Below are 25,963 nucleotides of genomic sequence, written 5' to 3'. Positions count from 1 at the left end.
TATAGCATAATAAGGCTTAGTATTTACAGTGTGAGTCGGATTATGTGTGTCATGCTCGTGACTTTTTTAAATTTGTTTTGTAACAACTTGGGCTACAAGCATTTCCTTTAAATGGATTCTAGCTCTACGCAAGCGAGTTTTTACAGATGTCGTTTTCAAATCTATATGACTTGCTATTTCTGCATCTTGTAGTCCATCATTGATTTTCAAAAATATTACTTCTTGGTAAATCTTGTTTAAGCGGAGTACCATACTTTTTATCTGCTCCAACATTGCATGGAATTCTACTTCCTCCTCTACTATATTTTTTTCAGTTTGGACAACGTCAGCTAATTCTTCACTCTCAATTGGTGTAGCTTGCTTCCTCGCTTCACTTCGCACCAAGTCGATGGCCGTCCGTCTTGCGATTACAGACAGCCATGCACTCCATTTCGTGTTGTCTTTGATGGAATCTTTTTTCTTAATTGCTTTAATAAAAGTTTCTTGCACAACGTCTTCTGCCAATTGCATGTCCTTTGTGATTTTAAAACAACTATATAATAACCGCTGATATTCCTTACGATAAATTTCATTTATATCTAAAGTATGCATATTCAACATCCTTTTCATAACAACTACAGTGGCAATTCAATGGTAACTTTGAATAAATCTCCATCTGTTTCTATAGTCATACTTCCGTGATGAAGTTCAACGATTGATTGCGCGATGGCTAAGCCTAGCCCGCTACCATCTGTTTGTCGGGAAGTATCTCCGCGTTTAAAACGTTCCGATAATTCATTTGTATTTTCATTTAATTCATATTTCGATACGTTTTTAAATGAGAATATTGCTTTGTCTCCACTCACAGAAAGATTAATATACACGCGTGTTTGCTCTAATGAATATTTCAATATATTTTCGATTAAATTATCAAATACTCGCCATAGTTTTTGTCCATCTACAACTGTTTCAATTGGTGGATCATCGAATGTAACTCTGAATTGCAAACCGGATGCAGTGATCATATCATCGTATTCACCTAAAGATTGCTGAAGCAATTGGACAAGATCTACCCTAGCCTTTTGCAATTCAATATTCCCACTCGTCATCTTAGAGATTTCAAATAAATCATCAATTAACACCTTTAATCGTTTGGATTTCCGATCAATTATTTCCAAATAAGCAGCACTTTCGTCGCCTAGATCATTTTGATTTTTCAAGAGTTCTGTATACGTGATAACAGAAGTAAGTGGCGTCCGTAAATCATGACTTACATTTGTAATTAACTCTGTTTTTAATCTTTCACTTTTAGCCTGTTCTGATTGGGATTGTTTTACCCCTTGCTTTAGCTCATTTATATTTTGGGCAAGTTTTGCGAGAACATTATCACCCTTCACATGAAGATCCGGACGTAGGTTTCCAGCTGCCAATTCATTTGTGTTTTCTACAATTTGATTAAAATCACCAATTTTATTAATAATCATAAGTGCAGTTGGAATCCCTATTATTCCTAGAATCAGAATGTAAATCAAGATAAATAGTGGATGCATGATAGCTAAAATACTCGCTAATCCTAGCGCGAATACTAATCCAAATAACAGTAGGATTTGTATGCCAATTGACTGGCCAAGGAAAGCTAGTTTTAATCTTTCAATCAACTTAATCGTAGATTTCTTGGTAACTAGAAATCCTCTATAAGATAAACTTAGTTTCCATTCTTTTTCAAGAACTTTCCAATCTTTGATTGTTGATAATAGGTAAATACTTTGAATGTATGAAAGTGCTAATCCCAAGGTAGCTATTAAAACGCCTATTACGATAGATGGAATAAAGGCAGTAGTTATATAGTAAACTTGATTTATTAGAATCAAAAATGATATGAAAGTAAAAATTAAGGTTACACCTAATAATAAAAACCTGATATCAATTGGAAGTTTATTATAATAAATGCTCCAGTGCTTGATCTCTATTCGCATTTTCTTGGCTTTTTTAAAAATAAGTACCGATAAAATTAAAGTAATTATAGTAAGAGCTACAAGGCTCCAAAAGATTACTCGCTCTACTTTATATTCTTCATAAAGTTGCATATAAGGATGTGAACTAGCTAAGGTAGTTGGGACCCCAATTCTCCCTTCAAATTCTCTATCTCCGTTGCTCATAACTTCAAAGCTGTATTCCATTCCCGAACTTTCATAAGGAATATAATTCCAGTTCATAAAAGATATCTGCTTAAAATAGAGCATGTTGCTGCTATTAATATCATTTACCTGGGCATCTTCACTCGTCATATTAGTGAAAACTTCTCCTGTCACTGTGTCCTTAAAATAATATTGAAAGCTCTCTTTTAATTGTTCATACTGAGCACGATGATTCTCTTTATTTTTATAATATTCTTCAAGAGCTTTTTCTTTTTCTTGTAAAACTTTCGCTTCAATATGTTCCTCGCTCTCAAAGTTCTTCGTAATATCTGCAATCTTTGAATCTCTATCTTCTATATAAGAATCAGCGAGAGTTTGTCGTTCATTGCTCAATGCGTCCTCAATCATTTCTTCGTATTGAAAGTTGATACTCTCAATTTGTTCGGATAAATCACCAAAGCGATAGCGGTGCTCTTCAATTTCATCTCTTGAAACGGTTAGCCCTTCCTTTGCTTCCTCAAGTGATAAGTCATTTACCTCAAATGTATCAAAGAGTCCGGTAAATTGATCGACCTCACCATATTCGAATTCTGGTGTGTGGAAGTAACTTTTTTGCCCGTAATAGTAACCATGATCAACGAGTAAAAATATGCCTGTGATCCCAATAGTAAAGAGTAACGAAGTAATTAGTAGAGTCGTTAAGCTACTTTTCCATTTTGTACCCAATGCCCCACACCACCTTTAAGTATCTTGGATTTTTTGAATCGATTTCAATTTTCTCACGGATTTTACGGATGTGAACTGCTACCGTGTTTTCCGCATTGTAATTTGGCTCGTTCCACACTTTTTCATAAATATCATCAATAGAAAAAACACGACCGGCATGAGTCATAAGCAGCTCTACAATTTTGTATTCGATTGGCGTGAGCTTCACCACTTCCCCATGCGCTGTTACTTCTTTCGAGGCCACATCTAGTGTAAGTCCATTTAAATCAATAACTTTAGTGGCACCTTCAAATGTACCGAGCGTGACATACCTTCTTAACTGCGATTTTACTCGAGCGACAAGTTCCATTGGATTGAATGGCTTTGTAATATAATCATCGGCCCCAACTTGTAATCCTAGAATCTTATCCGTGTCCTCTGTTTTTGCACTTAAAATAATGATTGGGATATTCTTTTGTTCACGTATTTTATGTGTGGCAGAAATACCGTCTAATCTCGGCATCATCACATCTAAAATGATGAGGTGTATCTCCTGTTTATGTAAAATTTCTAATGCCTCGATTCCATCTTTTGCCTTGATAACTGTTACTCCCTCATTCTTCAGATAAATTTCAATAGCATCGCGAATTTCTTTTTCATCATCTACAACTAATACATTATAATTAGCCAATGCTTCCCCTTCTTTCCGTACTTCTTATCTAAAACAATCATAGCCTGTAAATCTTAAACTTAAGTTAGTAAATTTCTGAAGATTTTCTTAAGATTTATGAATGTCTCTATTATATAGTTCAATAAGAGTCACGACAAAAAAGAGTGCAAAACGCTGTTATGCGTCTTGCACCCTAAAAAGAATTGCTTCATTTTTTAAGAATATATATTTTTATCCATTAATTGATTAAAATTCAATCGTTTATTTAATGCATAAATCAATGGGATACCTACTGCTAGAACTGCAAACTCACCAACTGCTGTTGTGAACCATGTGAGTAGGAATGGTAATCCTAAAGCAAGATTCAGTTCAAACGCAATGATAAACATATTGAATGTAAACACCAGCGTATTTGCAACGAGTAAGATCCATATATTCTTGATGTACTTCGCTAGTAAGATAATAATACCAAGTGAAATTGCTGAATGCGCAACTCCAAATACTAAATCAAACCAACCGAGCGGGGAAAATAAATAATTATAAATAAATACCCCTGCTACAATTCCGAAGAAGTAACGTTTATCAAACACAATTAAGTGATTGAAGATCTCCGAGATTCGGAATTGAATATTTGTAAAACCAAACGGCACAACAAGTAGAGACACAGCAATATACAATGCAGCAATCAGCGCATTGACAACAAGTGTCCTCGTCTTCATAATAAACCTCTCCTTAGTTTTTTATCGTGGGATGGTTACGAACCACGTCAATAATCAAAAAGCCTTACCATTATATAATAGATTAAAAGGTTTACACAAGTTTAAAAGAGTGCAACATGGGGACGGTTCTCGTGTTGCATTCAATGCAACAGAAGAACCGTCCCCATGTTGCAAAAAGAGTTTGACAATTGAAATTATACATGTTATCGTTTATAAAATTCATATTAGTGACAACTCATCCAGAGAGAGGGAGGGACTGACCCGATGAACTCTCGGCAACCGCTATTTATAGCAAGGTGCCAATTTCAGAAGCATATTATATTTATGCTAAAGATGAGAAAGGACGGTATCCGTATATTCTGCTCCCTTCTCATTTTCTTGAGAAGGGGGTTTTTATTTTTTCCTCGAGTTGTCATGAATTGAATAAATAAAAATTTGAGGAGAGATAATGATGGCAACACAAGTAATTAAAGCAAATGCACATTTAAAAGAAAGGGTCCTTGTAGAAACTACAGCAAGACAACATCGAGTAATTGTTGATGAACCCGCATCACTTGGTGGAACTGACACAGCAATGAATCCTGTTGAATTACTATTGTCTGCACTTGGCGCATGCCAGTCCATAGTCGCACGCACTTATGCTGAAAAGTTTGGAATTAATTTAAATGACTTTAAAGTTGAATTAGAGGGCGATTTAGATACAGATGGATTTTTAGGCAAGGCAGACGTTCGACCAGGGTTTTCAAATATCCGTTCCACTTATTCCATTGAAACAGATGCGCCAGAAGAAAAAGTCGTTGAGTTCCTGGAGTTTTTAGAGAACCACTGTCCAGTAGGAGATACGATTGAAAATGCTGTAGGTTTTTCATCATCTTATCGTATTAATCAAAAGGCTTAATTATTAATAAATATTGGTTTCAATTGCATTTTTATTAAGTGCAATTGAAACCTTTCTATAGCTTTATAAAAATAAAGAGACGATTCTCTATTTTATAGGAGAACCGCCAACTATATTTTAGATATTCATTAACTACTTTTAGTATGCAATGGTGGTGGAATTAACCAGCCTTTTGCTTTGTTTAATTTTAGTGCTTTCGCTCCTAATTGTGCTTTTTGCATATGGAACTGGCCAAACATCATGGCGATATCTTCTCGAATGGATTGCCCCATGATTGTACTACAAGCAACGAGTCCCGCAGCAATATTTCCTGAAAGTATCGCTGAGATTTCTGGATCTGCAAAACGTGCACCAACTGGAATATCATCTAAGTTAGCATTCGGACGCTCTGGTGGTGCTGGTGGTAGCCCTATTCCATTTGCTTTTAATAATTCTTCAACCTTTTTAACTTCTTCTTGTGCGCCTTGAATTGCTTCTTCAAGTAATCTCTTTAAATCATCATCGCCAGTGTGGTTTAAATGTGTTTGATAACCTGCGATTGCTCCTTTAGCTACTAATATAAATGACCATGTACTAAAAACTTCACCATAATGCATCGGCTCATCTGTTGGATTTCCACTTAATACACCCATCTTAATCCTCCTAATTAATTTCATGAATTGTGACACCTTTCATTACCTCATATAACATATTGTTCTACATTTGCTCGTTTATATACATGCTTTGCGCAATATAATGCAACATGGGGACGGTTCTCGTGTTGCAATGATTGCAACACGAGAACCGTCCCCATGATTCATCTTATAGGTTATAAAGTTTTGTGTATTTTTCTTCTAGGTATGTTGCTAGGTGTTTGGCGTTAAGTCTTTCGCCTGTTGTGTCTTGGATAATTTCTAGTGGTTCTTTCATTTTTCCGTATTGATGGACATGTTTTGTTAGCCATTGTAAAATCGGCTCAAAATCTCCTTTTTCACATAGAGAATCGAAATCTGGCAAGTCCTTTAGCATTGCATTTTTTAATTGGGCAGCGTACATATATCCTAATGCATAGGATGGAAAATACCCGAACAAGCCACTAGACCAATGAACGTCTTGCAATATCCCTTCCCCATCGTTTTCTGGGCGGATACCTAGGTATTCTTCATACTTATCATTCCAAACCTGTGGTAAATCTTTCACCTCTAGATCCCCATTAAATAATTCCTTTTCAATTTCATAACGAATCATAATATGAAGTGGGTAAGTTAGCTCATCCGCTTCAATTCGAATAAGTGAAGGTTGTGCAATATTAACTGCGCGTAAGAATTCTTCTAGGGAAACATCGCCAAATTGTTCCGGTGAATGTTCTTGTAAACTCTCATAATTATATTTCCAAAAACCTTCGTGATGGCCGATAAAATGCTCGTAAAACAAAGATTGTGACTCATGAATACCCATTGAAGTTCCATCTGCAACTGGATAGCCTTCTAATTTTTTATCAAAATTTTGTTCATATAAAGCATGTCCACATTCATGAATCGTACCAAATATCCCTGAACGAAAGTCATTTTCTTTATAACTTGTCGTAACCCTCACATCACCTGTATTGATACCCATCGCAAATGGATGTACGGTTTCATCTAATCGTCCTGCTTCAAAATCAAACCCTAACTGATTCAAAATTTTATAGTTAAATGCATTTTGCTTTTCTATTGGAAAATCTTTAAATATAAATGAAGTGTCGGGTTGATTATTTTGTGCACCGATTTTTTTCACAAGTGGTACGATTGTTTCTTTTAATTGGTCAAATACTTCATCAATGATATCCGTCGTTAATCCTGGCTCGTATTGGTCCAGAAGACGATTATATGCATTACCGTCTTTCTCTCCCCAATAATTAATGAATCTTTTAGTCATCGCAACAACTTTTTCAAGATAGGGTAAAAACATTTGGAAATCTTCTTTTTCCTTTGCTTCTTCCCATATGGATTCTGATTCAGAGCATAGAATGACAAACTCCTGGTATTCATCTGCCGGAATCTTTTTACTCAAATCGTAATTCTTTTGCACCTCTTCCACCGTTTTCTTTAATAGAGGTGTTAATTCTTCTTTATTCTTTTGGAGTTCATCCAAATAAGTTTTCATTTCATCTGAAACACTCATATTAAATACTTCAGTAGATAATACTCCTAAAGCTTCTGATCGCGTAGATATTCCTTTTTTAGGCGCTCCCGTACGCATATCCCAGTACATAATTGAGGTTGCTTCATTATATGCATTCATTTTTTTCAGTAATGCTTCAAACTTTTTAATTGTTTCCATTTCATTTCGCCTCCTTGTTACATAAGTTATTCTAACATAATAGGTAAAAGTCATGCGATTACAATGAAAAATGGGACAGCTTCTTTTTCAAAAGAGAACCATCCCATTTTTTCATTTTTCCGTTACGCATGCATTCGATTCATCAAACGTCTTTCTCTCCTCTCAGAGGCAGTTGAATAGAATACTTTTTCTTCTTCTGTTTCGGGGATAACTTTAGGTATTACAGTAGGCTTCCCTTCGCTATCCACAGCGACCATTGTTATTATTGCTGTTGTCGTAAGTTTTTCTTCTCCAGATTTTGTATTTTGACATTTTACTTTCACATATACCTCCATCGAAGTTCGTCCCGTGGAAATGACGACACCTTCTAGAATCAGTATGTCACCTACAATAGCAGATGATAAGAAATTAACTGTATCAATTGAGGCGGTGACTACGATATGTCTACTATGCTTCATAGCTGTAATAGCTGCAATTTCATCGATATATGCTAAAACAGTTCCTCCAAATATTGTTCCCATATGATTCGTATCGGGAGGTAAAACCAATTTTGTCTGTGTTGTTCGAGATACACTTGAAGATACTTTTTCTTCCATATAAGATATTTCCTCTTTTCCTAATCATTGATTATAAATCATCAAAACCATTTAAATCACTTGTTTTCGTGTATTGCCTTGATTTTTGTTCAAAGAAATCTGTTTTTGTTCCATCAAAGTTGTCGACATATGCGCGAATCCATTTCATCGGGTTCTCGATATTTTCTGGATATAACTCACTAAGGCCCATCATACGTAGCATCTTATTTGCTCGATATTTGATATAGCCTGCCATCTCGCCTAAATCAATTCCTTCAACTTCTTTGAGCACATAATGTGACCATTCCGTTTCCAGTTCCACAGAATTTTGAAAATGTGTATAAACCCATTCCGTAAGCTCTTTCGTGTTATGATCAGGATTTTCATCTAACGTTGCACGGAATAATTCAGCGATAAAACGACCATGCTCAAGTTCATCACGGTTTATATAACTAATCATTGTTGAAGTTCCGACCATTTTATTCTGTCTAGCTAAATTATAAAAGAACGCAAATCCCGAGTAGAAAAACATTCCCTCTAGTAAGGATGTGTAGACTAATGTCTTCAAAATGTTATCAATCGTCGGCGCCTCGACGAATGCATTGTATTGGTTCATAATCTGTTCGTTACGTTTTAAAAGTACTGGGTCTATCCTTCCATGTTGAAAGGCTTCATTCTGTTCAGCAAGAGATACAACAGATGAGAGTACGTAAGAATAACTCTCATTATGAACCGCCTCTTGTTGAGCAATAACCGCCATAATTGACTGAACGGAAGCATCTGTAGCATATAAAGAAATAAGTAACGCGGTTCTTGTTTGAGGCGCGTCTAAAGTAGATAACAAGCCAATAATCTTTAAATATGCTTCTTGTTCTGCATCCGTTAAATCAGGAAACTGTTTGACATCACTAGACATATTCACTTCATCTGCTTGCCAATAATTCCCTAATAATCGCTTATACATTTTATACCAATGTGGATAAGCAATATCATTCCAATTTAAAATACCACTAGATTTTCCGCCAAATAAGCCTGTTGATTTATTCGGATGTAATGGCTCTAGCGTTTTCGCTTTTTCAAGCAAAGACTTTGTCATGTTGTAATACTCCTTCCACCCATGCTTTAACTTTTCTCTCCTGACTTCCCCGTGGCGATTGTTCAATTTTTAGCCCTGGCCATTTACTATCATAAAACCTTGTCAACTTGTCTACCGCTGCACAGTATGTATCATCTCCTCCAAACTGAGTGTCTCCTGTACCAAAAATCGCAATATTATTCGGCCTGTATCCAATTTCTAAAATTAATTCCTTTATTTCTTCTGGTACTTCTCCATAATCCCAAGTGAAAGTCCCTAAGAAAATATAGTCATAATCCTCTGGTTTGAAGGTAGGGCTAATTCCAATCCGATACATATCCACAGAAAAATTATACTTTGTTAACTCAGTGGCAATTAGCTCCGCTACCTCTTTTGTATTTCCGCTATAAGATAAATAAGGAATTATTGCTTTCAACTTTGACACCACTCACATTCCTCGACATCATTTGAAGTAGAACGCACATAATAAGTCGTCTTTAAGCCTTCATGCCATGCTTGTAGATGGAGATCAAGCAAAATGGAAGCACGTATCGTATTTGGCACATAAAAATTGAATGAAATACTTTGATCAATATGCTTTTGTCTAGCAGCATTTTGCCAGACTGACCAACGCTGATCGACAATATATGCAGATCGTCGATAAATATGATAAGTATTATGATCTAGATCTGGTGCCGTTACAGGAATACGGAAATCTTTTTTCTCCTCACTATAAAAGGGTTTAAATACTGGATCTATACTCGCAGTCGACCCTGCAATCATCGAGGTAGACGAATTAGGTGCGACAGCCATAAGGTAACTGTTTCTAATCCCATGGTGCTTTATATCATTCCTTAACATATTCCACTTTTCGTCGAGATAGCCTTTTTGATCAAAATATTCGCCCGTACTCCACTTACTTCCTACAAAATAAGGATAACTTCCTTTTTCTTTTGCTAAGGCTGCACTTATTTTGATCGTATAATAAGCAATCTGCTCATATAATTCATCTGCATAGTCGACTGCTTCATCTATTTCCCATTCAATATTTTTACGTGCTAGTAAATGATGCCAGCCAAATGTTCCAAGACCAATCGCACGATACTTTTGGTTTGTGATTGTTGCTTGCTTGACTGGCAGGTTATTAATATCAATAACATTATCAAGCATACGAACTTGAATGGTAATTAAACGCTCTAATACTTCGTCGATTACAGCCCTTCCCAAATTAATCGAACTAAGATTACAAACAACAAAATCTCCTGATTTATATTTCTTAACAATCATATCTTCGCCTTCTACGTACTCCTCAATTAACTGTGTTGGAGATTGATTTTGAGTAATTTCTGTACACAAGTTTGAACAATAAATAATTCCTGTATGTGAATTTACGTTCTGACGATTCACCTCATCTCGGTAAAACATAAATGGAGTTCCAGACTCTAACTGAGAACGCATGATTCGTTTCATAATATCAATTGCTTGAACTTTTTTCTTACTCAAAGTTTCATTTTGCACACATGCTTGATATTTCTCTCTAAAGGATCCACTACCTTTTTCTTCATCATAAAAGTCTTCTAATGAAAAGCCCATCACTTGTTTCACTTCATGAGGATCAAATAAATACCAATCGCCTCGATTTTCGACCGTCTCCATAAATAAATCTGGAAGAGTTACACCAGGAAAAATATCATGTGCTCGCATCCGCTCGTCACCATTATTAAGTTTTAAGTCAAGAAAGGCCTCAATATCCTGATGCCAAACATCTAGATATACTGCAATCGCACCTTTTCTTGTTCCAAGCTGATCGACACTTACTGCTGTATTATTTAATTGCTTAATCCAGGGCACTACCCCACTAGACATCCCTTTAAATCCCTTGATTGAACTTCCTCTAGCCCTAACTTTTCCCATATAAACGCCAATTCCTCCACCATTTTTAGACAAATTGGCTATATCTGTATTACTATCATAAATCCCTTGTAAGCTATCCTCTACGGTGTCTATAAAGCAACTTGACAATTGCCCATGCGTTTTACCTGCATTGTTTAAAGTTGGAGTAGCTACTGTCATGTATAAATTACTTAATGCCCAATATGCTTCTTTTACAAGTTCCTTACGTTTTTCTATCGGTTCATCTTGCATCAGATACATAGCAATGACCATCCAACGTTCTTGGGGTAATTCATATATATTTTTCGCGTGATCGGTTGCGAGATATCGTGTTGCTAGCGTATACAGAGCCAAGTAATCAAATAATAAATCTCTCTTTGGATCTATCACTTTTTCGAAATAATCCAGCTCTTCTTTCGTATACTTCGAGCTTAGTGTAAGTGAATAAATCCCTTTTTCTGTTAAATTATCGATTAACTTAGACAGAGAACCATATCGATCAGATGTTTGATATCCGCGATTCTTAGCTGCTTTATGATAAAGCTCTTGTAAATAAAGCCTCGCCGCAACAAACTTCCAATCTGGACTTGCTTCATCAATATTCTCAAGTGCATTCTTAATTAAAATGTCTGTTATTTTTGCATTTTCTGTTTCTGATTGAATTGTTTTTAAAGCTTTTTCTTTATAGGTGGTTGTTTCAACGTTTAACCCCTTTATTGCTTTCTCGATACTCTGTAAAAATTCACCTTGCTTGTTAATTTCAATCGTTATCATCTGGTACCCCTCCTCATTTTTTCAAACAAAAAAGCCGTTCCCCTTTAGTAGGCTGAACGACTATAAAACGACAGAAATACCCTATGTAACTTTCTATCGCTTCATAATCTCTCACCCCGGAGAAATGAAACTTTAGAGTTATGGCAGGTCTCCTGACTTGTGCTGACTTCATTAGAATCCTTCCCATATCATCGCCGTGAAGCAAATCATACAGTGGATTTCTAACTCTACACACTTACAGTTGCGGGGGCAGTTCCAGCGTTTCACTGGATTCCCTTTTAAGACAAATAAATGTCACCTTAACTCCAAAATACTATATATAGTTGTATATCGAATAAACCTTACAATATATTGTATACAGACTAGCATATATAAAAAATGAATACAAGTATAATTAAAATCCACAGTAATCTATAAATATCAAAAAGCCTAAGAAACAAAGATGCTTCCTTGTTTCTTAGGCTTGAGTTGCCGTGTTTATTTTTCCATATTCGCTACTAGTCGTCCAGTAACTTTATTATCTTCTAGCATTTGAATACCTTCTGGAATCTCATCAAAAGTAATTTCAGTAATCTTTGGACTTACTTTCCCGCTAGCAAATAATTCATAGATTTCTTCAATGTCTTTTTTCGTACCGCCATTACTTCCAACAACGGTTACTTGTTTTGTAATCATAGAAGTAACATTAAGAGTAGTTTCTAGTTTACCCATACCAACTAGGACAACTTTCCCTTGGAAACCTACAGCTTCTACAGCATCTCTAGTAGTTACACCAAAACCAGCATAATCAATAATAACTTCTGGTTCAAATTGTGCAATATCTTTTACATCTTCGTAAACACCTGCTGCACCTAGTTCTTTTGCTAATTCACGCGCCTTTGGATTCAAATCTACTGCGTAAACTTTAGCTCCAACTGCAATAGCTGCTTCTAAAGCAATTTGACCTAAACCGCCAATACCGATCATACCAACGGTCATACCTTTTTTAATTCCACCTTTAGTAAATGCAGCGTGGTATGATGTCATTCCAGCGTCCGTGCCTGCAGCTGCTTGAGCAAAGGAAACACCTTCAGGAATCAGAACTAAGTCACTAGCTGGTGCTAAAACTTTTGTACCAAAACCTCCATCATATGCATAACCTGGAGCAGTTCCGCTTGGCCCAGTAGGACATACAGCTACTTTATCTCCAACTTTATAGTCTGTTACGCCTTCGCCAACTTCACTTATGACACCTGCAACCTCATGTCCCATAATGACAGGCAGTTCACCAAGTAATGCTTTCCAACCTTCATCTCTAAGTACACCAACATCTGAGTGACATAATCCTGCCACCTTCATATCAATGACAACCTTGCCTGCTTCTGCCTTTGGATCTTCTTTTTCTACTAATTCTAATGGTTTGTTTGTATCTACGAATTGCCAACCTTTCATCATGATACCTCCTTAAATGTCTACCTCTATTATACGACACGTAACTAAATTATCCAAAAGATAAGATTAAAAAAAACGAAGTACTATCCTTCGCCTCTCATCAATCATTTTGAGTTTCTATAAAATCCCATAACACGTAATTCATATCTGGATACTAATTTTCTAATGATACAGTAAACCAAAAGGTATGCAGTTGTCCATCAGAATCCAAACCAATCTCTCCTTGATGCTCCTCAATTATCTCTTTGGAAATAGCTAGTCCCAAACCAGAACCACCTAATTTACGTAATTTTGAAGCGTTACCCTGATAAAGTCTTTCAAATATTTTTTCTCGATCGACTCCAGTGATTGGAATCCCAGGTCCACGAATAGAAACCTTAAACATCTTTTCACTGCAGCTCCCAGTGATTGAAATTGGCTCGACTCCATCGTAATAACGAATCGCATTATCAACTAAATTATTTATTACCTGCGAAATACTTGTTGGATCAATTAAAACCGGACTTGAATCAACGTCAATCTTTAATTCAATTCCCTTCTCTATCAACGACCACCGAAAGATTTCAACGGATTTCTCAATGAATTCCTTACTATCAACCATTTCTTTTTCTTGTTTTGACTGAGTTCCCCAATTAGAAGACTGTTCTAGCATCTCTAGCTGTTCAACGATTCGAATTAACTTTGAAGATTCTTCATAAAGTGCATGGTATAGCTTTTCGTTACCTTCAATTATCCCATTTTGTAGTGCTCGTAAATAACCATTTAAATTAGTTAAGGGCGTCCGAAACTCATGTGACAAATCAGCAATCGTTCTCTTCCTTTGTTCTTCCAAATTAGGGAAATGTTTTGTTGACTCTTCCTTTTCCTTATCTATTTGATTATCATCAGAAAGCCGAGTATATTTCATATTTTTCACCCTTCTAATAAAAGTGTTTCCTACAAAATTATCTTCTATTTACTATGTGACAAACTTATAACCCATTCCTCTTACAGTAACAATACGTTCTGGGGATGCTGATTTAATTTCAATTTTTTTACGGAGTTTTTTGATATGAGCATCAATTGTGCGCGACGATACTAATTTATCTGCAAAGGGATACAGATTATCAATTAAGCTTTCTCTAGAAATAACGACATTGGGATTTTCCATAAATGTATATAACAGATTAAATTCATGTTTTGTAAGCTTGATTGTCTCATTATAAAGCAATACTTCGCCTTTTCTTGGTTTAATACACAGACCATCGTGTACGATTTTCTGACAGTACTGACCAGTTCTACGTAACACCGCCTCCACATGAGCAATCAATTCTTCTGGATGAAATGGCTTTACAAGGTAATCGTCTGCACCAAGTTTTAATCCATTTATTTTATCTTCTGTACGCGCCTTTGCTGACAGCATGATAATAGACACTTCGTTTCGCTCTTGCTCTCTAATCCAGACACAAAATTCTTCTCCTGATAATTTAGGAAGCATTAAATCAAGAATAACCATACATGGATGTTTTTCTAAAAAAACTTCTTTAGCTTCTTCACCGTCAGAAGCTTCCACCACATCGTAACCTGCTTTTGTTAAATAAAGGGTAACAAGCTCTCGAATCAATTTATCATCTTCTACAACTAAAATTGTCTGCTTCATCCCCATCACCTCTTCTTAATTGTACACTATTAAGAACTAATTAATATTGTCAAATACGTGAACCATTTGATCATATGTTAGCGGACCGAATGTTTTATATTGAATAATACCTTCTGTATCTACCATATAAGAAGTTGGGACAGGCTGAATTGCATAAACCTTTGCTACCTCGATTATTTCATCTAATAAGATTGGAAAAGTTAAATCGTATTCATCAGCAAATTGCTGCACTTGACCTGGGTGAGCTTCTGTTTCTGTTAGGTTAATTGCCAAAATCTCAACTTCTGTATCATTATAAAACTTCTCCATATCCGGCATTTCCGCACGACATGGCGGACACCAAGTAGCCCAGAAGTTTATCATCACTTTCTTCCCACTGTAATCTGATAACGCTGCTTCTTCTCCATTTAATGTAGCCAATTGAAAATCTGGTGCAAGATTTCCAACTTCCAAACCAATTACCGCTTCTGTTTCATCTTGATTACTTTCTTCTACATTTCCACCTGCAATATTTTCATCGCTTACTTCTTCGTTCGCCTGAACATTTTCCAAATCATTTGAACTTATGGCATATTCATAAACCGCCCAACCAACCATTCCAAATAATATGACCGCAATTAAAAGTTTTTTCATATAAAAACCTCCCATAGTTTTTAAGTGACTTAATCCATTCTGCCTAATTGCTGATACATTTGATCATAGTTCATAGCGCCAAGCGTAATGAATTGAGTTCTTCCGTTCGAATCAATCATATAAGTGGTAGGATATGCTGCAACACGGTAAGTCGATGTAATATCTGCTTCATCTAAAAGAATAGGAAAGGTTAACTCGAATTCATCAACGAAATCCTGAACTCCTTCTACACTGCTTTCTGTAGAAGTCATGTTCATTGCCAGTATAACGACATCTTCCTTTTCATACAGTTTTTGCATGTCAGGCATTTCAGCTCTACATGGTGGACACCAAGTTGCCCAGAAATTAAGCATAACCTTTGAGCCCTGATAGTCCGATAATTTTGCTTGTTCACCATCTAAAGTAACTACCTCAAAATCAGGAGCAAACTCGCCTCTTCCCAGACCAACTTCATCTGATTCCGTCAATTTACCTGCATCATCAAGTGGTGGAGAAGAAATACTTCCACCCGACATCAAATTATCTTCATCCGTCTCTTCTGTTGATGTTCCAATGAAGTCAACTAACACCCAACCAAACATCCCTAAGATTAAAACAATAGGTATTACCTTTTTCATTGTCAAACCCTCCTATAATTAACCAAGCCGCGACATCCATGTATCTTGGATTAAATCCAACAAAAATGCTGAAATACGAGGCATTAAACCAAAGAATAAAACCAGCCCCATTATCACCATTAGAGCCCCACCAACCTTCATAATGATTCCGCTACGTCTGACAATCCATTTTGTCGAACCAAGGAAAAAGGTTAAAATTATGAAAGGTAGCGCAAAACCGATGACGTAAAACACAGTGTAAAGTATGCCTTGTCCTGGATTAGAAGCTGCTAGGAATAAAATCGAACCGAAAATAGGTCCAATACAAGGTGTCCAACCTGCTGCAAAACCTAGTCCTACAAAGAAAGTTCCTAAAAACCCAACAGGTTTCCTCGCATGACGAAGACGTTTTTCCTTCATTAACGCAGGAACTGTTATCCAACCCGCAACAAATAATCCCATGAAAACAATAAAGATTCCAGCAATTCTTTGGATAAGTAGCCCAGTATCACCAATTAGTAAACTCTGTGCCCATTGTCCAAAGAACGACGCACTCGCTCCTAAACTGATGAATACTAAAGACACTCCCAACAAAAAGAACAGCGAATGACTTAATAACTTTTTACGGATTTTTGTATTATGATCTCCCTGTAAATCCTTGACGCTAATACCAGTAATATAAGACATATATGCCGGAAAAATTGGCAGTACGCAAGGGGAAAGAAATGACATTGCTCCAGCTCCAAGCGCTAATATAAGACCGACAAACAACATTGTATCTGCTTCAATAATGCCCATTAAGATTAATCATTCCTTTCAAAAATAAAGAGACACGCTAAACTTGCTACAAAAAACACGATTATAAACCATTGTTCAATCAAAAAACCAAATAACGCAACATAAGGATAAATTATATTTAGAACAAGGAGGCCAATCGTTAAACCAATTAAAAGGATAAGAAGTAAATTTCTCGTCTTTATTCGCCCTTGCAGAAAGTATAAAACTAAAAGTAGAATCAAGAATAAAATAAGATATCCAAGTGAAAAAGCATTTTCATTTAGAATAAATTGCAAGAACTCATGGAAAAAGACAGCCAAAAGAAATACGTATGTAAAAGCTTCTGCAAATAATAACAAATTCAAATTTTTCCGTAGTTTTTTATAAATAATAATCATTGTAGTAAATAAAACTGCAAGATAAAAAGCATTTGAATCACTTGGGTATGCTAACACAGCAAGTGGATCTTGAATGAATAAGGGGAGATTTAATAGGATTTTTGCGGCCCACATAAATAAAATAAAATTGACTAACTGTGAAATCAATTCATCTGTGTATTTTTTCTTCTCTTCCTTGCTAAAATCACTAAAGAAATAAAATAGTAGGAATGCCAGCCCTAAACTAATTATAATAACTCCAATTGTCCCTGCTTTACTTGCTATTACCATTTCTTGTTCCTCCACGTTTATCACTTAATATAATTATACCGTTCGATTATGAAAGTTTAATGAAAAAGCCTAATAAACTTATGTTATTATCTGTTACCACAATATACCCAAATAGGTATGTAATCGATAAATTGAATTTTGTACCAACTACTATTAAATTTATAGTTGGTTATCATTCTGGATATGCATACAATACATAACGATCAGGAGCACTTCCTAACATATGAAAAGGATAACAAGTAGAAACGGTTAGATACTCATCTTCTCTTGATGGATCGATTACTGTTGTGTTATCTGCTGCTACAATTTCATAATCTCTAATTTTATAAATATATGTTCCATATTCCATTTTTACATGAAATTCGTCGCCATCTTCTAATTGATCAAAGTTCCTAAAAACAGTATCACGGTGGCCCGATAGTAAAATTTGCCGATCCTGACCAGGAAGTCCTGTATCATGGTAATGCCCTACCCCTTGTGCAAGCTCGTCTTCATCTGTACCTTCGACGATAGCGATTTCTCGATCTAATTTAGGAATATAGAGCAATCCAATTGTTTCGCCCTTCTCATATTTTATATCCACGACTTTTTCTTTTGGAACTTCTTTTATACCATGATTATCATCTGATAACATTGCTTGAGCTTCTGATAATCTTTCTTTTTCTTTATGAGAGGATTCCCATAATTGATACCCAGCAAATGATAAAGTAAGGATACCTGCAACAATGAGTAGCCAAGAAAGTAGTCTGAGCATTATTGTAATCTCCCATTCTTTTTTAATCCACTTGTGCTTAATTTTTTAAAAAAATATTTAATAAAAAGCCCTCTATTATTATCTTTATAGAGAGCTTTTTACTTGTTATTATTCTACTCTTGGTATTACATTATCTATTTCTGACCATTCAAATGTACCATTTTTAATACTTTCTACACGTTCTCTATCAAAGATATCTGTTGGACGACCGTTTGGCCAATCATTCGCATGTCCATCAAACTCCGGTCGATATTGTGCTAACATATATGCAGCTAAGTCAGCTGCTTCTTGATCTGATAAGGTGCCTTCTCCACCAGGAGGCATATTATCTTGAATGTACCCTGCTGCTTTAGATAAACGTGCCATACCAGCGCCGTCATTAAAGGAGTTATCTCCCCATAAAGCTGGACCAGTATTCGCTCCAGTACCTGAACCATCAGTAGCATGACATGTCATACAGTTTAATTGTTCATAGAGTTCCTCACCATTTACAAAATCTGGCTCTGGAATTTCCGGCATATTACTCGGAACACGCCAAGGAACTTCTTCCCCTATTTCAATTCCTTCTGAAATATATGTTAGAAAAGCTACCATAGAGCGCATTTCTCTACTATCTTCTTCTAGTTTTTCGCCGTTCATGCTTCGAATCATACAACCATTTATACGATCTTCAATTGTAAATACTGTACCTGCCCTTTTGTTAAACTCTGGAAAGTTTGGAACAACCCCAACCATTGAGTTTGACTGTGCCATTCCACCATTTGCATGGCAACTCGCACAAGACAGTTCGTTACCAACATGTTCAGACATTACAGTGTTAGATTCACTAAATAATTCATCACCATACAGAATATACTCTGTCATTGGATCTTCAGGATCTAAATCATCTAGCGATGGCGGATTAAATTCTAATTCCCCTTCATTAGAATTTTCTTCCCCCGTTTCGGATGATGCCGTTTCATTAGAACTTTGTGTTTGTTCTTGTTCAGGTGTGTACGCTAACATCCCTAATCCAATTACCGTCACAATCCACACGCCGACAATTACTGCAATAAATGTCTTTTTCGATTTTTGCTCTTGCATGTCTTTTCCTCCTCTTAGTAAGTTTAGAAACAGACTTCACCCCAAAAAACAATTTTTACTTTAATAAATTTTATATTTATCTATACATTCTCCACTTCTATTGTAATCTTTGATTGTGAAAGTTTGATGAAAATAAGGATTATTGACCCTACTAAACAGCTAGTTATGGCTAATCTTTGAACGCGGTTAGTAATCTTAAGCATCTTAGAATTAAAATACAAAAAAGACGAGACATCACTGCCCCGCCTTTTAAACTTTATTATTCACCAGTTTCTGCGAATTTTTTTATTCGTTCACCGATTTCGTCTCGTACGCGCTGAAACACTTGCCAAACTTCCTCTTCTGTACCTTCTGCTTTCGCTGGATCATCAAATCCCCAATGTTCTCTTTTTACATGAGGTGGTGTCATCGGGCATCGATCAGCTGCATCTCCACAAAGTGTGACAGCAAGTGTAGCGTTATTCAAAAATTCAAGGTCTATCGTTTCAGACGCTTGACTCGATATATCGACTCCTGCCTCGCTCATTGCCTCGACAGCTTTTGGATTTAAGCCATGCGCTTCAATTCCCGCGCTTCGTACTTCCCAATCATCACCGAGATATTCCTTTGCCCAACCCTCGGCCATTTGGCTTCTACAAGAATTCCCTGTACATAAGAAGTAAAGTGTTTTTTTATTCATCATGCTCCTCCTTTAGAAAATAAGTAACGTTAGATAAAGTCCAATTAGCGTAATAAATAATATTGGAACGGTCAACACAATCCCTGTCTTGAAATATGTTCCCCACGAGATTTTAATCCCTTTTTGTGAGAGAACATGTAACCATACTAAAGTTGCCAGGGAACCTATTGGGGTTATCTTTGGACCCAAATCAGAACCAACAACGTTTGCATAAATAAGTGCTTCTCTCAGTAAACCAGTTGTGTTCGTTTCAGCAATTGCTAGCGCATCAATCATTACTGTTGGCAGATTGTTCATGATAGATGATAGAAATGCAGCAATGAATCCCATTCCAATTGTTGCGGCAAATAAACCTTGATCAGCGACAGTTTGCAATACGCCAGCTAAAGCCGATGTTAGTCCTGCATTTCCCAATCCATACACCACGACATACATACCAATTGAGAAAAGCACAATATCCCATGGTGCTTCTTTGATTACTTTTTTCGTGTGAACAGCAGGACTGCCTTTACTAATCATGATAAAAAAGATGGCAATGAAACCTGCGACAAATGATACTGGTATACCAATAAACTCACTAGAAAAATACCCAATCACTAATAATCCTAGAACATACCATGACAGACGAAATAATTTCATGTCTTTTATCGCAGCTTTCGGTTCGTTCAACTTAGTCATATCATATGACTTCGGTATATTTTTCTTAAAATATAAAAATAGCACCGTAATTGTAGCTATTAGCGAAAACAAGTTAGGAATAAACATTCTCAAAGCATACTCCACAAATCCAATCCCAAAGAAATCAGCGGAAACGATATTTACCAAGTTACTAATTACAAATGGAAGCGATGTTGTATCCGCGATAAATCCACTTGCCATTATAAATGGGAAAATCATTTTTTCTTGGAAATTTAAATGTCGAACCATTGCAAGTACAATTGGTGTAAGAATAAGTGCGGCACCATCATTTGCAAATAAAGCAGCAACGATTGCACCTAGGAGGCTAATGTAGATAAACATTTTCACGCCATTACCTTTTGCGATTCTTGCCATATGTAATGCAGCCCACTCAAATAATCCAATTTCATCAAGTATTAGAGAAATAAGAATGATAGCAACAAATGCAAGCGTTGCATTCCATACAATTCCTGTCACTACAAAGACATCATCAAATCCAACGACGCCAACTAGTAAAGCAATTGTAGCACCACCCATTGCAGACCAACCAATATTCAATCCCTTTGGTTGCCAAATAACGAGTGCGATTGTGATAATAAAAATTAAAACAGCGAGTATGAGCGTTGATGACAAAATAATACCTCCGATTTAACTACAAGAAATGCGAGTGCCATTTTCTTCAAGTTCTTTTATTTTAAATTCTTGGCTTGGTACCTGATCAAGAATTGGCTTAATAAATGAATAATACCCATTTTCTTTATTTAAAGAGTAAAAAATCCATTGTCCTTTTCTTTCTTCTTCTACTAGCCCTAAATCTTTTAATTTTCGTAAATGTTGACTGATTGAAGGTTGACTGACTTGGAATATTTCAACAAACTCACATACACAGCAAGCGTGATTATCCATTAATTTTAACATCGTTAGTCTTGTTTTATCTCCAAGTAACTTTAGTAGGACTGTTGCATTGTCCATATCAATTGCTGTATGTAACATTGTTTTCCTCCTCATAAATTCTATATAATCATATAACTATTTGCTTATATAGTCAATAAAAAAATGACCTATTCTTTAATAGATCATGTACTTTTTTATTCATACCCTTTTTTGGATTTCAATCTGGATCTTCAGCCAACACCCAAGGAATAGCTGCTTCAAAATCCAACTGCAGAACAGGACGAGGGTAATCTTCAGGGACAAATTCCAACTCTCTCGAAAACCCGAATGTGAAATTCTCGCGTTTGATTGTATTCGACTCATTCCAATCGGATGATGTACTCCATTCCCCTGCTAACAAATTTCCTACTAAGTGATAATTTCCAATGTATAATTTAGTCATTTGTTCCTCGGTTGGAAACTGAGAAAGATGTGCAGGCATACTAGGATTAATTCCTAATTCATTAAAAAGAAATGTGAGGGAAGCATCTAATTGCTTACAAGCTTCCACATAATTTTTACAGTCCAAGCAGTCACATACATCGATACCTTTATCATAGAATTCTCTTGTTTTCTCAACGTCTACTTCTAATAACCAGTTTGCCAGTTTAATTTGCTGCAGCAATTCCGTGCACTCCCTCGTTCTTTTTTATACCAATCCACTTCATTTACCTATCATTTTGCACTTGTTCATAGAAAATTTCATAGAACGTCAATTGACTTATAAAGCTGACATGTAGATTCCTAAATTGTCTATTTAGTGTACTTCTCGTGCTAAATGAACTCATCTTTATCTTGTTGATTTGCTCTTCTACTGATAAAAGGCTATCAATGCTGCCAACTAAATATTCTCTTTGTTCATAATTATAATCTTCTCTTACTATCAACTCTAATAAAGCGTTACGCGCACTTTTAACTTCATCTAAATTATTACTAAGCATATCTAAATCCATTTTTATTGGATCTTTACTACTTATCCATTCCTGTTCAAATATAGATGCCAAATACCGAGTCCGATCTAGTGTTAAATTAATATTATCTTCACCGAAAGCTTCTTCTAAATCGTTTTCAAATGAAGTTATAAATTCATTTAATTCCCTAGTGTATTCATCGACAGTAACTGGGTCAGCAGTGAAGGAATAACTTTTATTAATACTAAAAATAGAAAAAGGATAAAACCAAGTCATGACCAAAATAAAGAATAAAAAAAATGCTACTAATTTAGTACTGTATTTCCTTGTTTTATTAGGCACATGTATTCCCCCAGAGGTTATGTTGTTTGTTTTTCCTCTTTCTTATCAGACTCCTGTTCACTTCGTTGCTGTATTGCAGTTATTATTACTGCCTGAATGAACATCGCAACCAAAAGTAAAAACAAATGCGAAATTTGATATTGTAATAGTGACGCCGCAAAGAAAACTGGAGCCGCAGACAATATAGACACATATTTATTTTTAGATAATATAAATATTATTGTTGAAATACAAGCTGTCACAAATAAAAGTTCAAGGATAATTCCAAAAGAGTGCATATCAAAAAAGTATTGCATTTCGTCAATATAAACCATACTCAATTCCTCCTTTTATTATTGACTTAACTACGTCAACTTCAATAAGTATTTCTGTAAAGATATCGTTCAATTTATTTTAACACAAATATTCAGATAACATTATGTAACAATTAAAATAGAACAAAATTAAAACTGCACTCCAATTATTCTATATTCCATAATTGGAGTGCAGTTCAAAGTCCGAGCCTATTTGATTAAATAAGTTACTATCTTTTTAATATTAAGCATCTATTACTGAAAAAAGTTTTTTATATACCTATCCTAGTTCTCCATACATTTTTCTTTCACGAATCATTACCCATTCTCTTGATTTTCTTCATCACTTTTATATTCCAAAATATCTCCTGGTTGGCAATCTAATGCTTTACAAATTCCATCTAGAGTGGAGAGTCTAATCGCTTTTGCCTTTCCGTTCTTCAATATAGAAATATTGGCCATTGTAATTCCAACCTTTTCAGATAGCTCCGTCACACTCATTTTTCTCTTCGCTAACATCACATCAATATTTATGATAATCGCCATTATTTTCACCTCAGACCGTTAAATCATTTTCTTCTTTTATAGCAATAGCATTTTGCAGAAGCCTTTGGAGAACAGAAGCAAAGACTGCAACAGCAAAAGCAGCACCAATAATTACTAATCCAACTAAAATAAGTCCCGGTGCGTCGTCCCATTCCGCTACAAGAGCAACTAATGGTAATACTAAAACATATAAACCACTAATTATTTTGCCACAGTTTTTGATCTTTTTTAGAGCTACTACCGGAATATTAGAAAAAGCTAGGTTCTTTTCAATATAACTTAATAATATTAACGTTTGATATAGCGCAATAAAGAATGGTACTGCCGTTACATACATCACAACTAAGATACCAAGTATAATATCCCAATGTATCTCCATTTGCTGCATGCTCAATTGCTTCTCTCACTAATTTCGGAAAAACTAATATTAACAAAGCAAGAACGGGAATTCCCATCATAGCTAAAGTTATTTTTAAAAATAATGTTGAAACTTGTTTCAAAAAAAGCACCCCACTTAATATTTTTCTTTTTTAAATCCAAAAATCTATTTCGTCTTCCATAACTTTATTATTATATTTAACAATTCACCTTTCAAATTTTCTATAAACTAACTTTAACAGGTTATTTATCGTAAATCAATAAATAATTATTGTTTATTATTTTAAATTTATTGTTAATCATGTAAAATATATCAATAAAAAAAGCATTTCTCAATAGAGAAACACTTTTTATCTTCCATATCATTAACTATCAAGCTACAAGAAAGACTCCCCTAATAGGTAGTAAATCTAAAGATCTGCTGCATCCAATATAAAATATACTTTGCGAAACCTAAGTCATCTTCTTCTACCTCATATGAAAATGTGAAAATAGCATCTTCATTATTCCATATTCGTTGGAAGTAAGAATCTATGTCCTGCATGAAATCTGTATCATTTGGAGCAGTAACAACAATATTATTCTCTAAATTATAATTATCTAGATTACGAGATGTAAAATTCGTTGACCCAAGCGTCACATAGCTTTCTTCCTGACCTTTTAAGTATGCTATTTTTGAGTGATATTGTTCTTCATTTGTTCGATACCATCTAATTTCTATCTCGCCATTCGATCGCTCCATTAATTCCTGTGCAATCGGAATATTAGGTAGTCCCATTTTCTGTGAACCAAATGCATTTTCGTTTGGATCTAAGATTAATCGAACGTCAACTCCTCTTTCAACTGCTTCTATTAATGTTGCAACAATTGTCCGATCAGCTAAATAAAACATTCCAACCCAAAGTTCGTCACCTGCTCCTAACTTAGCAGCAGCTTCAATGAAATTATTCTCCACTTGCTTCTCAGTTACGACTCTCGCTTGGATAGCACTTTCTTCTGGTGATGCATTCTCTGAAAGGCTTGATTCTAGTGCTGCTTCATCAGGAAAGGCTGCTAGATCACCACCTGAAAATGCTGCAACAGCACGTTCAGACTCTACCATATCCTTAATAATCGGTCCTGTAACTTTCACGGCTACATTAGAATGATAGCCACTCGAATCATGGATATTCGCAGAAGTAACAAGCCCTGCATTTTCTGTAATTACTGCTTTTCTATGATTCGCTTTGATATTACTCAACTTTAAATACGAGCGCGCTGTTACATCTGGTGAAGTTTCTCCAAAAGGATTTGCTAGCCAGGTTTTCCCTTCTTGGCCGAACCATTGGAAAAACATTCGCCAAATGCCTGAATATAATAGATTTGGATCTCTTAATTTCGTCAAATCAGTATAAACAATTTCAGCACCATAATCAGCAAGTCCATCAATATGCAATGCCTCATGTGAATTATAAGTAGTATTAACTTCATCAGTTATAATTACTACTTTTAAATCAGGTTTCTGTTCGAGCTGTTCTTTCACCGTTTCATAAAATATAGTACTTAACTTCGGAAAATCTCTTGATTCGTCAGAGAAATCATTTATCATAAACATATCTACAACCAAAAATTCTTCAGCATTCTCAATCATTTCGATTATTGTATCAAAAATGACATGGTCATAAACTTCCTCTCCATCTTCTTGATAGGTCAGATCATAAAGGAAAGTAATATCATCATCTGTAAGAGCATGCTCTTCCCCTAAATAAGAAACTCCTTCAGGTAATTCTTTTGTTTGGTGATAAACAAGTGTTGCTATGTAGATTAGAAAGAGAATAATAAGTGTAGCGCCTAGTATTAGATTCCGTTTTTTTCGCCTATGAGCCATTGTTTTGTTTACCTCGTTCCATCTAATT

General features: G+C 35.5%; 28 protein-coding genes, 1 pseudogene and 3 riboswitches. Of the genes and pseudogenes, 1 reads left to right on the top strand and 28 read right to left on the bottom strand.

Going from position 1 to position 25,963, the window contains the following annotated elements:
• Positions 1-66: 66 nt before the first annotated feature.
• The 4 genes from ACXYMZ_RS11500 to ACXYMZ_RS11485 all read right to left on the bottom strand — a co-directional run bounded on the left by ACXYMZ_RS11500 (position 67) and on the right by ACXYMZ_RS11485 (position 4,211).
• Positions 67-591 (bottom strand): RNA polymerase sigma factor, encoded by a 525-nt coding sequence (locus ACXYMZ_RS11500; protein WP_458948545.1) that lies wholly within the window; start codon positions 589-591, stop codon positions 67-69.
• 23 nt (positions 592-614) lie between these two features.
• Positions 615-2,843: a sensor histidine kinase gene (locus ACXYMZ_RS11495; protein WP_458948544.1), complete on the bottom strand. Its 2,229-nt coding sequence runs from the start codon at positions 2,841-2,843 to the stop codon at positions 615-617.
• Complete coding sequence (locus ACXYMZ_RS11490; RefSeq protein WP_458948543.1) at positions 2,821-3,513, bottom strand: response regulator transcription factor; 693 nt, start codon at positions 3,511-3,513, stop codon at positions 2,821-2,823. The genes ACXYMZ_RS11495 and ACXYMZ_RS11490 overlap by 23 nt, the downstream gene beginning before the upstream one ends.
• Positions 3,514-3,707: 194 nt before the next feature.
• Positions 3,708-4,211 (bottom strand): QueT transporter family protein, encoded by a 504-nt coding sequence (locus ACXYMZ_RS11485; protein WP_458948542.1) that lies wholly within the window; start codon positions 4,209-4,211, stop codon positions 3,708-3,710.
• A 7-nt stretch (positions 4,212-4,218) separates the two neighbouring features.
• Positions 4,219-4,263, bottom strand: a riboswitch (PreQ1 riboswitch).
• A gap of 180 nt (positions 4,264-4,443) precedes the next feature.
• A riboswitch (SAM riboswitch) is annotated at positions 4,444-4,551 on the top strand.
• A 111-nt stretch (positions 4,552-4,662) separates the two neighbouring features.
• Here ACXYMZ_RS11485 and ACXYMZ_RS11480 point away from each other — a divergent pair.
• The gene (locus tag ACXYMZ_RS11480) at positions 4,663-5,109 is read left to right on the top strand and encodes an OsmC family protein (RefSeq protein ID WP_458948541.1); all 447 of its coding nucleotides are present in this window, start codon (positions 4,663-4,665) and stop codon (positions 5,107-5,109) included.
• Positions 5,110-5,237: 128 nt separating this feature from the next.
• On the opposite strand, the gene ACXYMZ_RS11475 is transcribed toward ACXYMZ_RS11480, so the two are convergent.
• From ACXYMZ_RS11475 to ACXYMZ_RS11360, 24 genes and pseudogenes are all read right to left on the bottom strand, one after another.
• Positions 5,238-5,741 (bottom strand): DUF3231 family protein, encoded by a 504-nt coding sequence (locus ACXYMZ_RS11475; RefSeq protein ID WP_458948540.1) that lies wholly within the window; start codon positions 5,739-5,741, stop codon positions 5,238-5,240.
• Positions 5,742-5,910: 169 nt separating this feature from the next.
• Entirely contained in the window at positions 5,911-7,410 is a 1,500-nt protein-coding gene (locus ACXYMZ_RS11470; protein ID WP_458948539.1) for a carboxypeptidase M32, read from the bottom strand.
• Between the two features lie 122 nt (positions 7,411-7,532).
• Positions 7,533-8,006: an acyl-CoA thioesterase gene (locus ACXYMZ_RS11465; RefSeq protein WP_458948538.1), complete on the bottom strand. Its 474-nt coding sequence runs from the start codon at positions 8,004-8,006 to the stop codon at positions 7,533-7,535.
• Between the two features lie 31 nt (positions 8,007-8,037).
• Positions 8,038-9,081, bottom strand: coding sequence for a ribonucleotide-diphosphate reductase subunit beta (locus tag ACXYMZ_RS11460; RefSeq protein ID WP_458948537.1), 1,044 nt, complete (start codon positions 9,079-9,081; stop codon positions 8,038-8,040).
• Positions 9,062-9,508 carry a flavodoxin gene (locus ACXYMZ_RS11455; RefSeq protein ID WP_458948536.1) on the bottom strand — a complete coding sequence of 149 codons (447 nt, stop codon included), beginning with the start codon at positions 9,506-9,508 and terminating at the stop codon, positions 9,062-9,064. The genes ACXYMZ_RS11460 and ACXYMZ_RS11455 overlap by 20 nt, the downstream gene beginning before the upstream one ends.
• On the bottom strand, positions 9,493-11,727 hold the full coding sequence (locus ACXYMZ_RS11450; RefSeq protein ID WP_458948535.1) for a ribonucleoside-diphosphate reductase subunit alpha: 2,235 nt from the start codon (positions 11,725-11,727) through the stop codon (positions 9,493-9,495). Before ACXYMZ_RS11450 ends, ACXYMZ_RS11455 begins: the two co-directional genes overlap by 16 nt.
• A gap of 125 nt (positions 11,728-11,852) precedes the next feature.
• Positions 11,853-12,044, bottom strand: a riboswitch (cobalamin riboswitch).
• A gap of 160 nt (positions 12,045-12,204) precedes the next feature.
• Complete coding sequence (locus tag ACXYMZ_RS11445; RefSeq protein ID WP_458948534.1) at positions 12,205-13,158, bottom strand: zinc-binding dehydrogenase; 954 nt, start codon at positions 13,156-13,158, stop codon at positions 12,205-12,207.
• A 154-nt stretch (positions 13,159-13,312) separates the two neighbouring features.
• Positions 13,313-14,065: a sensor histidine kinase gene (locus ACXYMZ_RS11440; RefSeq protein ID WP_458948533.1), complete on the bottom strand. Its 753-nt coding sequence runs from the start codon at positions 14,063-14,065 to the stop codon at positions 13,313-13,315.
• Positions 14,066-14,116: 51 nt separating this feature from the next.
• Positions 14,117-14,797 (bottom strand): response regulator transcription factor, encoded by a 681-nt coding sequence (locus tag ACXYMZ_RS11435; RefSeq protein WP_458948532.1) that lies wholly within the window; start codon positions 14,795-14,797, stop codon positions 14,117-14,119.
• Between the two features lie 36 nt (positions 14,798-14,833).
• Positions 14,834-15,430: a redoxin domain-containing protein gene (locus tag ACXYMZ_RS11430; protein ID WP_458948531.1), complete on the bottom strand. Its 597-nt coding sequence runs from the start codon at positions 15,428-15,430 to the stop codon at positions 14,834-14,836.
• Between the two features lie 29 nt (positions 15,431-15,459).
• Positions 15,460-16,047, bottom strand: coding sequence for a peroxiredoxin family protein (locus ACXYMZ_RS11425; protein WP_458948530.1), 588 nt, complete (start codon positions 16,045-16,047; stop codon positions 15,460-15,462).
• An 18-nt stretch (positions 16,048-16,065) separates the two neighbouring features.
• Positions 16,066-16,824: a cytochrome c biogenesis CcdA family protein gene (locus ACXYMZ_RS11420; protein WP_458948529.1), complete on the bottom strand. Its 759-nt coding sequence runs from the start codon at positions 16,822-16,824 to the stop codon at positions 16,066-16,068.
• Positions 16,825-16,829: 5 nt separating this feature from the next.
• Positions 16,830-17,471 (bottom strand): hypothetical protein, encoded by a 642-nt coding sequence (locus ACXYMZ_RS11415; protein WP_458948528.1) that lies wholly within the window; start codon positions 17,469-17,471, stop codon positions 16,830-16,832.
• Between the two features lie 172 nt (positions 17,472-17,643).
• A complete protein-coding gene (locus ACXYMZ_RS11410) occupies positions 17,644-18,225 on the bottom strand; it encodes a class D sortase (protein WP_458948527.1) in 582 nt (193 codons plus the stop codon).
• Between the two features lie 108 nt (positions 18,226-18,333).
• On the bottom strand, positions 18,334-19,308 hold the full coding sequence (locus ACXYMZ_RS11405; RefSeq protein ID WP_458948526.1) for a c-type cytochrome: 975 nt from the start codon (positions 19,306-19,308) through the stop codon (positions 18,334-18,336).
• A gap of 259 nt (positions 19,309-19,567) precedes the next feature.
• Positions 19,568-19,987: an arsenate reductase (thioredoxin) gene (gene arsC / locus ACXYMZ_RS11400; RefSeq protein ID WP_458948525.1), complete on the bottom strand. Its 420-nt coding sequence runs from the start codon at positions 19,985-19,987 to the stop codon at positions 19,568-19,570.
• A 12-nt stretch (positions 19,988-19,999) separates the two neighbouring features.
• Positions 20,000-21,298, bottom strand: a complete 1,299-nt coding sequence (locus ACXYMZ_RS11395; RefSeq protein ID WP_458948524.1) for an arsenic transporter — start codon at positions 21,296-21,298, stop codon at positions 20,000-20,002.
• Positions 21,299-21,313: 15 nt separating this feature from the next.
• The gene (locus ACXYMZ_RS11390; RefSeq protein WP_458948523.1) at positions 21,314-21,658 is read right to left on the bottom strand and encodes an ArsR/SmtB family transcription factor; all 345 of its coding nucleotides are present in this window, start codon (positions 21,656-21,658) and stop codon (positions 21,314-21,316) included.
• A 118-nt stretch (positions 21,659-21,776) separates the two neighbouring features.
• Positions 21,777-22,223: a hypothetical protein gene (locus tag ACXYMZ_RS11385; RefSeq protein ID WP_458948522.1), complete on the bottom strand. Its 447-nt coding sequence runs from the start codon at positions 22,221-22,223 to the stop codon at positions 21,777-21,779.
• Positions 22,224-22,266: 43 nt separating this feature from the next.
• Entirely contained in the window at positions 22,267-22,851 is a 585-nt protein-coding gene (locus ACXYMZ_RS11380) for a hypothetical protein (RefSeq protein WP_458948521.1), read from the bottom strand.
• Between the two features lie 17 nt (positions 22,852-22,868).
• Positions 22,869-23,165, bottom strand: a complete 297-nt coding sequence (locus ACXYMZ_RS11375) for a hypothetical protein (RefSeq protein WP_458948520.1) — start codon at positions 23,163-23,165, stop codon at positions 22,869-22,871.
• Between the two features lie 297 nt (positions 23,166-23,462).
• Entirely contained in the window at positions 23,463-23,690 is a 228-nt protein-coding gene (locus ACXYMZ_RS11370) for a helix-turn-helix domain-containing protein (protein WP_458948519.1), read from the bottom strand.
• Positions 23,691-23,700: 10 nt separating this feature from the next.
• Positions 23,701-24,190, bottom strand: a pseudogene (locus ACXYMZ_RS11365) (DUF2975 domain-containing protein).
• 272 nt (positions 24,191-24,462) lie between these two features.
• On the bottom strand, positions 24,463-25,935 hold the full coding sequence (locus ACXYMZ_RS11360; RefSeq protein ID WP_458948518.1) for a phospholipase D family protein: 1,473 nt from the start codon (positions 25,933-25,935) through the stop codon (positions 24,463-24,465).
• Positions 25,936-25,963: the final 28 nt, after the last annotated feature.

It is taken from the genome of Oceanobacillus sp. CAU 1775 (assembly GCF_054482815.1).
This window is presented reverse-complemented; position numbering and strand designations above follow the sequence as displayed.

What these genes read in the sequence shown, in the direction of transcription:
- ACXYMZ_RS11500 (WP_458948545.1), bottom strand. Translation starts at nt 591, where the DNA reads ATGCATACTTTAGATATAAATGAAATTTATCGTAAGGAATATCAGCGG.
- ACXYMZ_RS11485 (WP_458948542.1), bottom strand. Translation starts at nt 4,211, where the DNA reads ATGAAGACGAGGACACTTGTTGTCAATGCGCTGATTGCTGCATTGTAT.
- ACXYMZ_RS11480 (WP_458948541.1), top strand. Translation starts at nt 4,663, where the DNA reads ATGGCAACACAAGTAATTAAAGCAAATGCACATTTAAAAGAAAGGGTC.
- ACXYMZ_RS11475 (WP_458948540.1), bottom strand. Translation starts at nt 5,741, where the DNA reads ATGGGTGTATTAAGTGGAAATCCAACAGATGAGCCGATGCATTATGGT.
- ACXYMZ_RS11470 (WP_458948539.1), bottom strand. Translation starts at nt 7,410, where the DNA reads ATGGAAACAATTAAAAAGTTTGAAGCATTACTGAAAAAAATGAATGCA.
- ACXYMZ_RS11465 (WP_458948538.1), bottom strand. Translation starts at nt 8,006, where the DNA reads ATGGAAGAAAAAGTATCTTCAAGTGTATCTCGAACAACACAGACAAAA.
- ACXYMZ_RS11460 (WP_458948537.1), bottom strand. Translation starts at nt 9,081, where the DNA reads ATGACAAAGTCTTTGCTTGAAAAAGCGAAAACGCTAGAGCCATTACAT.
- ACXYMZ_RS11450 (WP_458948535.1), bottom strand. Translation starts at nt 11,727, where the DNA reads ATGATAACGATTGAAATTAACAAGCAAGGTGAATTTTTACAGAGTATC.
- ACXYMZ_RS11445 (WP_458948534.1), bottom strand. Translation starts at nt 13,158, where the DNA reads ATGAAAGGTTGGCAATTCGTAGATACAAACAAACCATTAGAATTAGTA.
- ACXYMZ_RS11440 (WP_458948533.1), bottom strand. Translation starts at nt 14,065, where the DNA reads ATGAAATATACTCGGCTTTCTGATGATAATCAAATAGATAAGGAAAAG.
- ACXYMZ_RS11435 (WP_458948532.1), bottom strand. Translation starts at nt 14,797, where the DNA reads ATGAAGCAGACAATTTTAGTTGTAGAAGATGATAAATTGATTCGAGAG.
- ACXYMZ_RS11430 (WP_458948531.1), bottom strand. Translation starts at nt 15,430, where the DNA reads ATGAAAAAACTTTTAATTGCGGTCATATTATTTGGAATGGTTGGTTGG.
- ACXYMZ_RS11425 (WP_458948530.1), bottom strand. Translation starts at nt 16,047, where the DNA reads ATGAAAAAGGTAATACCTATTGTTTTAATCTTAGGGATGTTTGGTTGG.
- ACXYMZ_RS11420 (WP_458948529.1), bottom strand. Translation starts at nt 16,824, where the DNA reads ATGGGCATTATTGAAGCAGATACAATGTTGTTTGTCGGTCTTATATTA.
- ACXYMZ_RS11415 (WP_458948528.1), bottom strand. Translation starts at nt 17,471, where the DNA reads ATGGTAATAGCAAGTAAAGCAGGGACAATTGGAGTTATTATAATTAGT.
- ACXYMZ_RS11410 (WP_458948527.1), bottom strand. Translation starts at nt 18,225, where the DNA reads ATGCTCAGACTACTTTCTTGGCTACTCATTGTTGCAGGTATCCTTACT.
- ACXYMZ_RS11405 (WP_458948526.1), bottom strand. Translation starts at nt 19,308, where the DNA reads ATGCAAGAGCAAAAATCGAAAAAGACATTTATTGCAGTAATTGTCGGC.
- arsC (WP_458948525.1), bottom strand. Translation starts at nt 19,987, where the DNA reads ATGAATAAAAAAACACTTTACTTCTTATGTACAGGGAATTCTTGTAGA.
- ACXYMZ_RS11390 (WP_458948523.1), bottom strand. Translation starts at nt 21,658, where the DNA reads ATGTTACATACAGCAATTGATATGGACAATGCAACAGTCCTACTAAAG.
- ACXYMZ_RS11375 (WP_458948520.1), bottom strand. Translation starts at nt 23,165, where the DNA reads ATGGTTTATATTGACGAAATGCAATACTTTTTTGATATGCACTCTTTT.
- ACXYMZ_RS11370 (WP_458948519.1), bottom strand. Translation starts at nt 23,690, where the DNA reads ATGGCGATTATCATAAATATTGATGTGATGTTAGCGAAGAGAAAAATG.
- ACXYMZ_RS11360 (WP_458948518.1), bottom strand. Translation starts at nt 25,935, where the DNA reads ATGGCTCATAGGCGAAAAAAACGGAATCTAATACTAGGCGCTACACTT.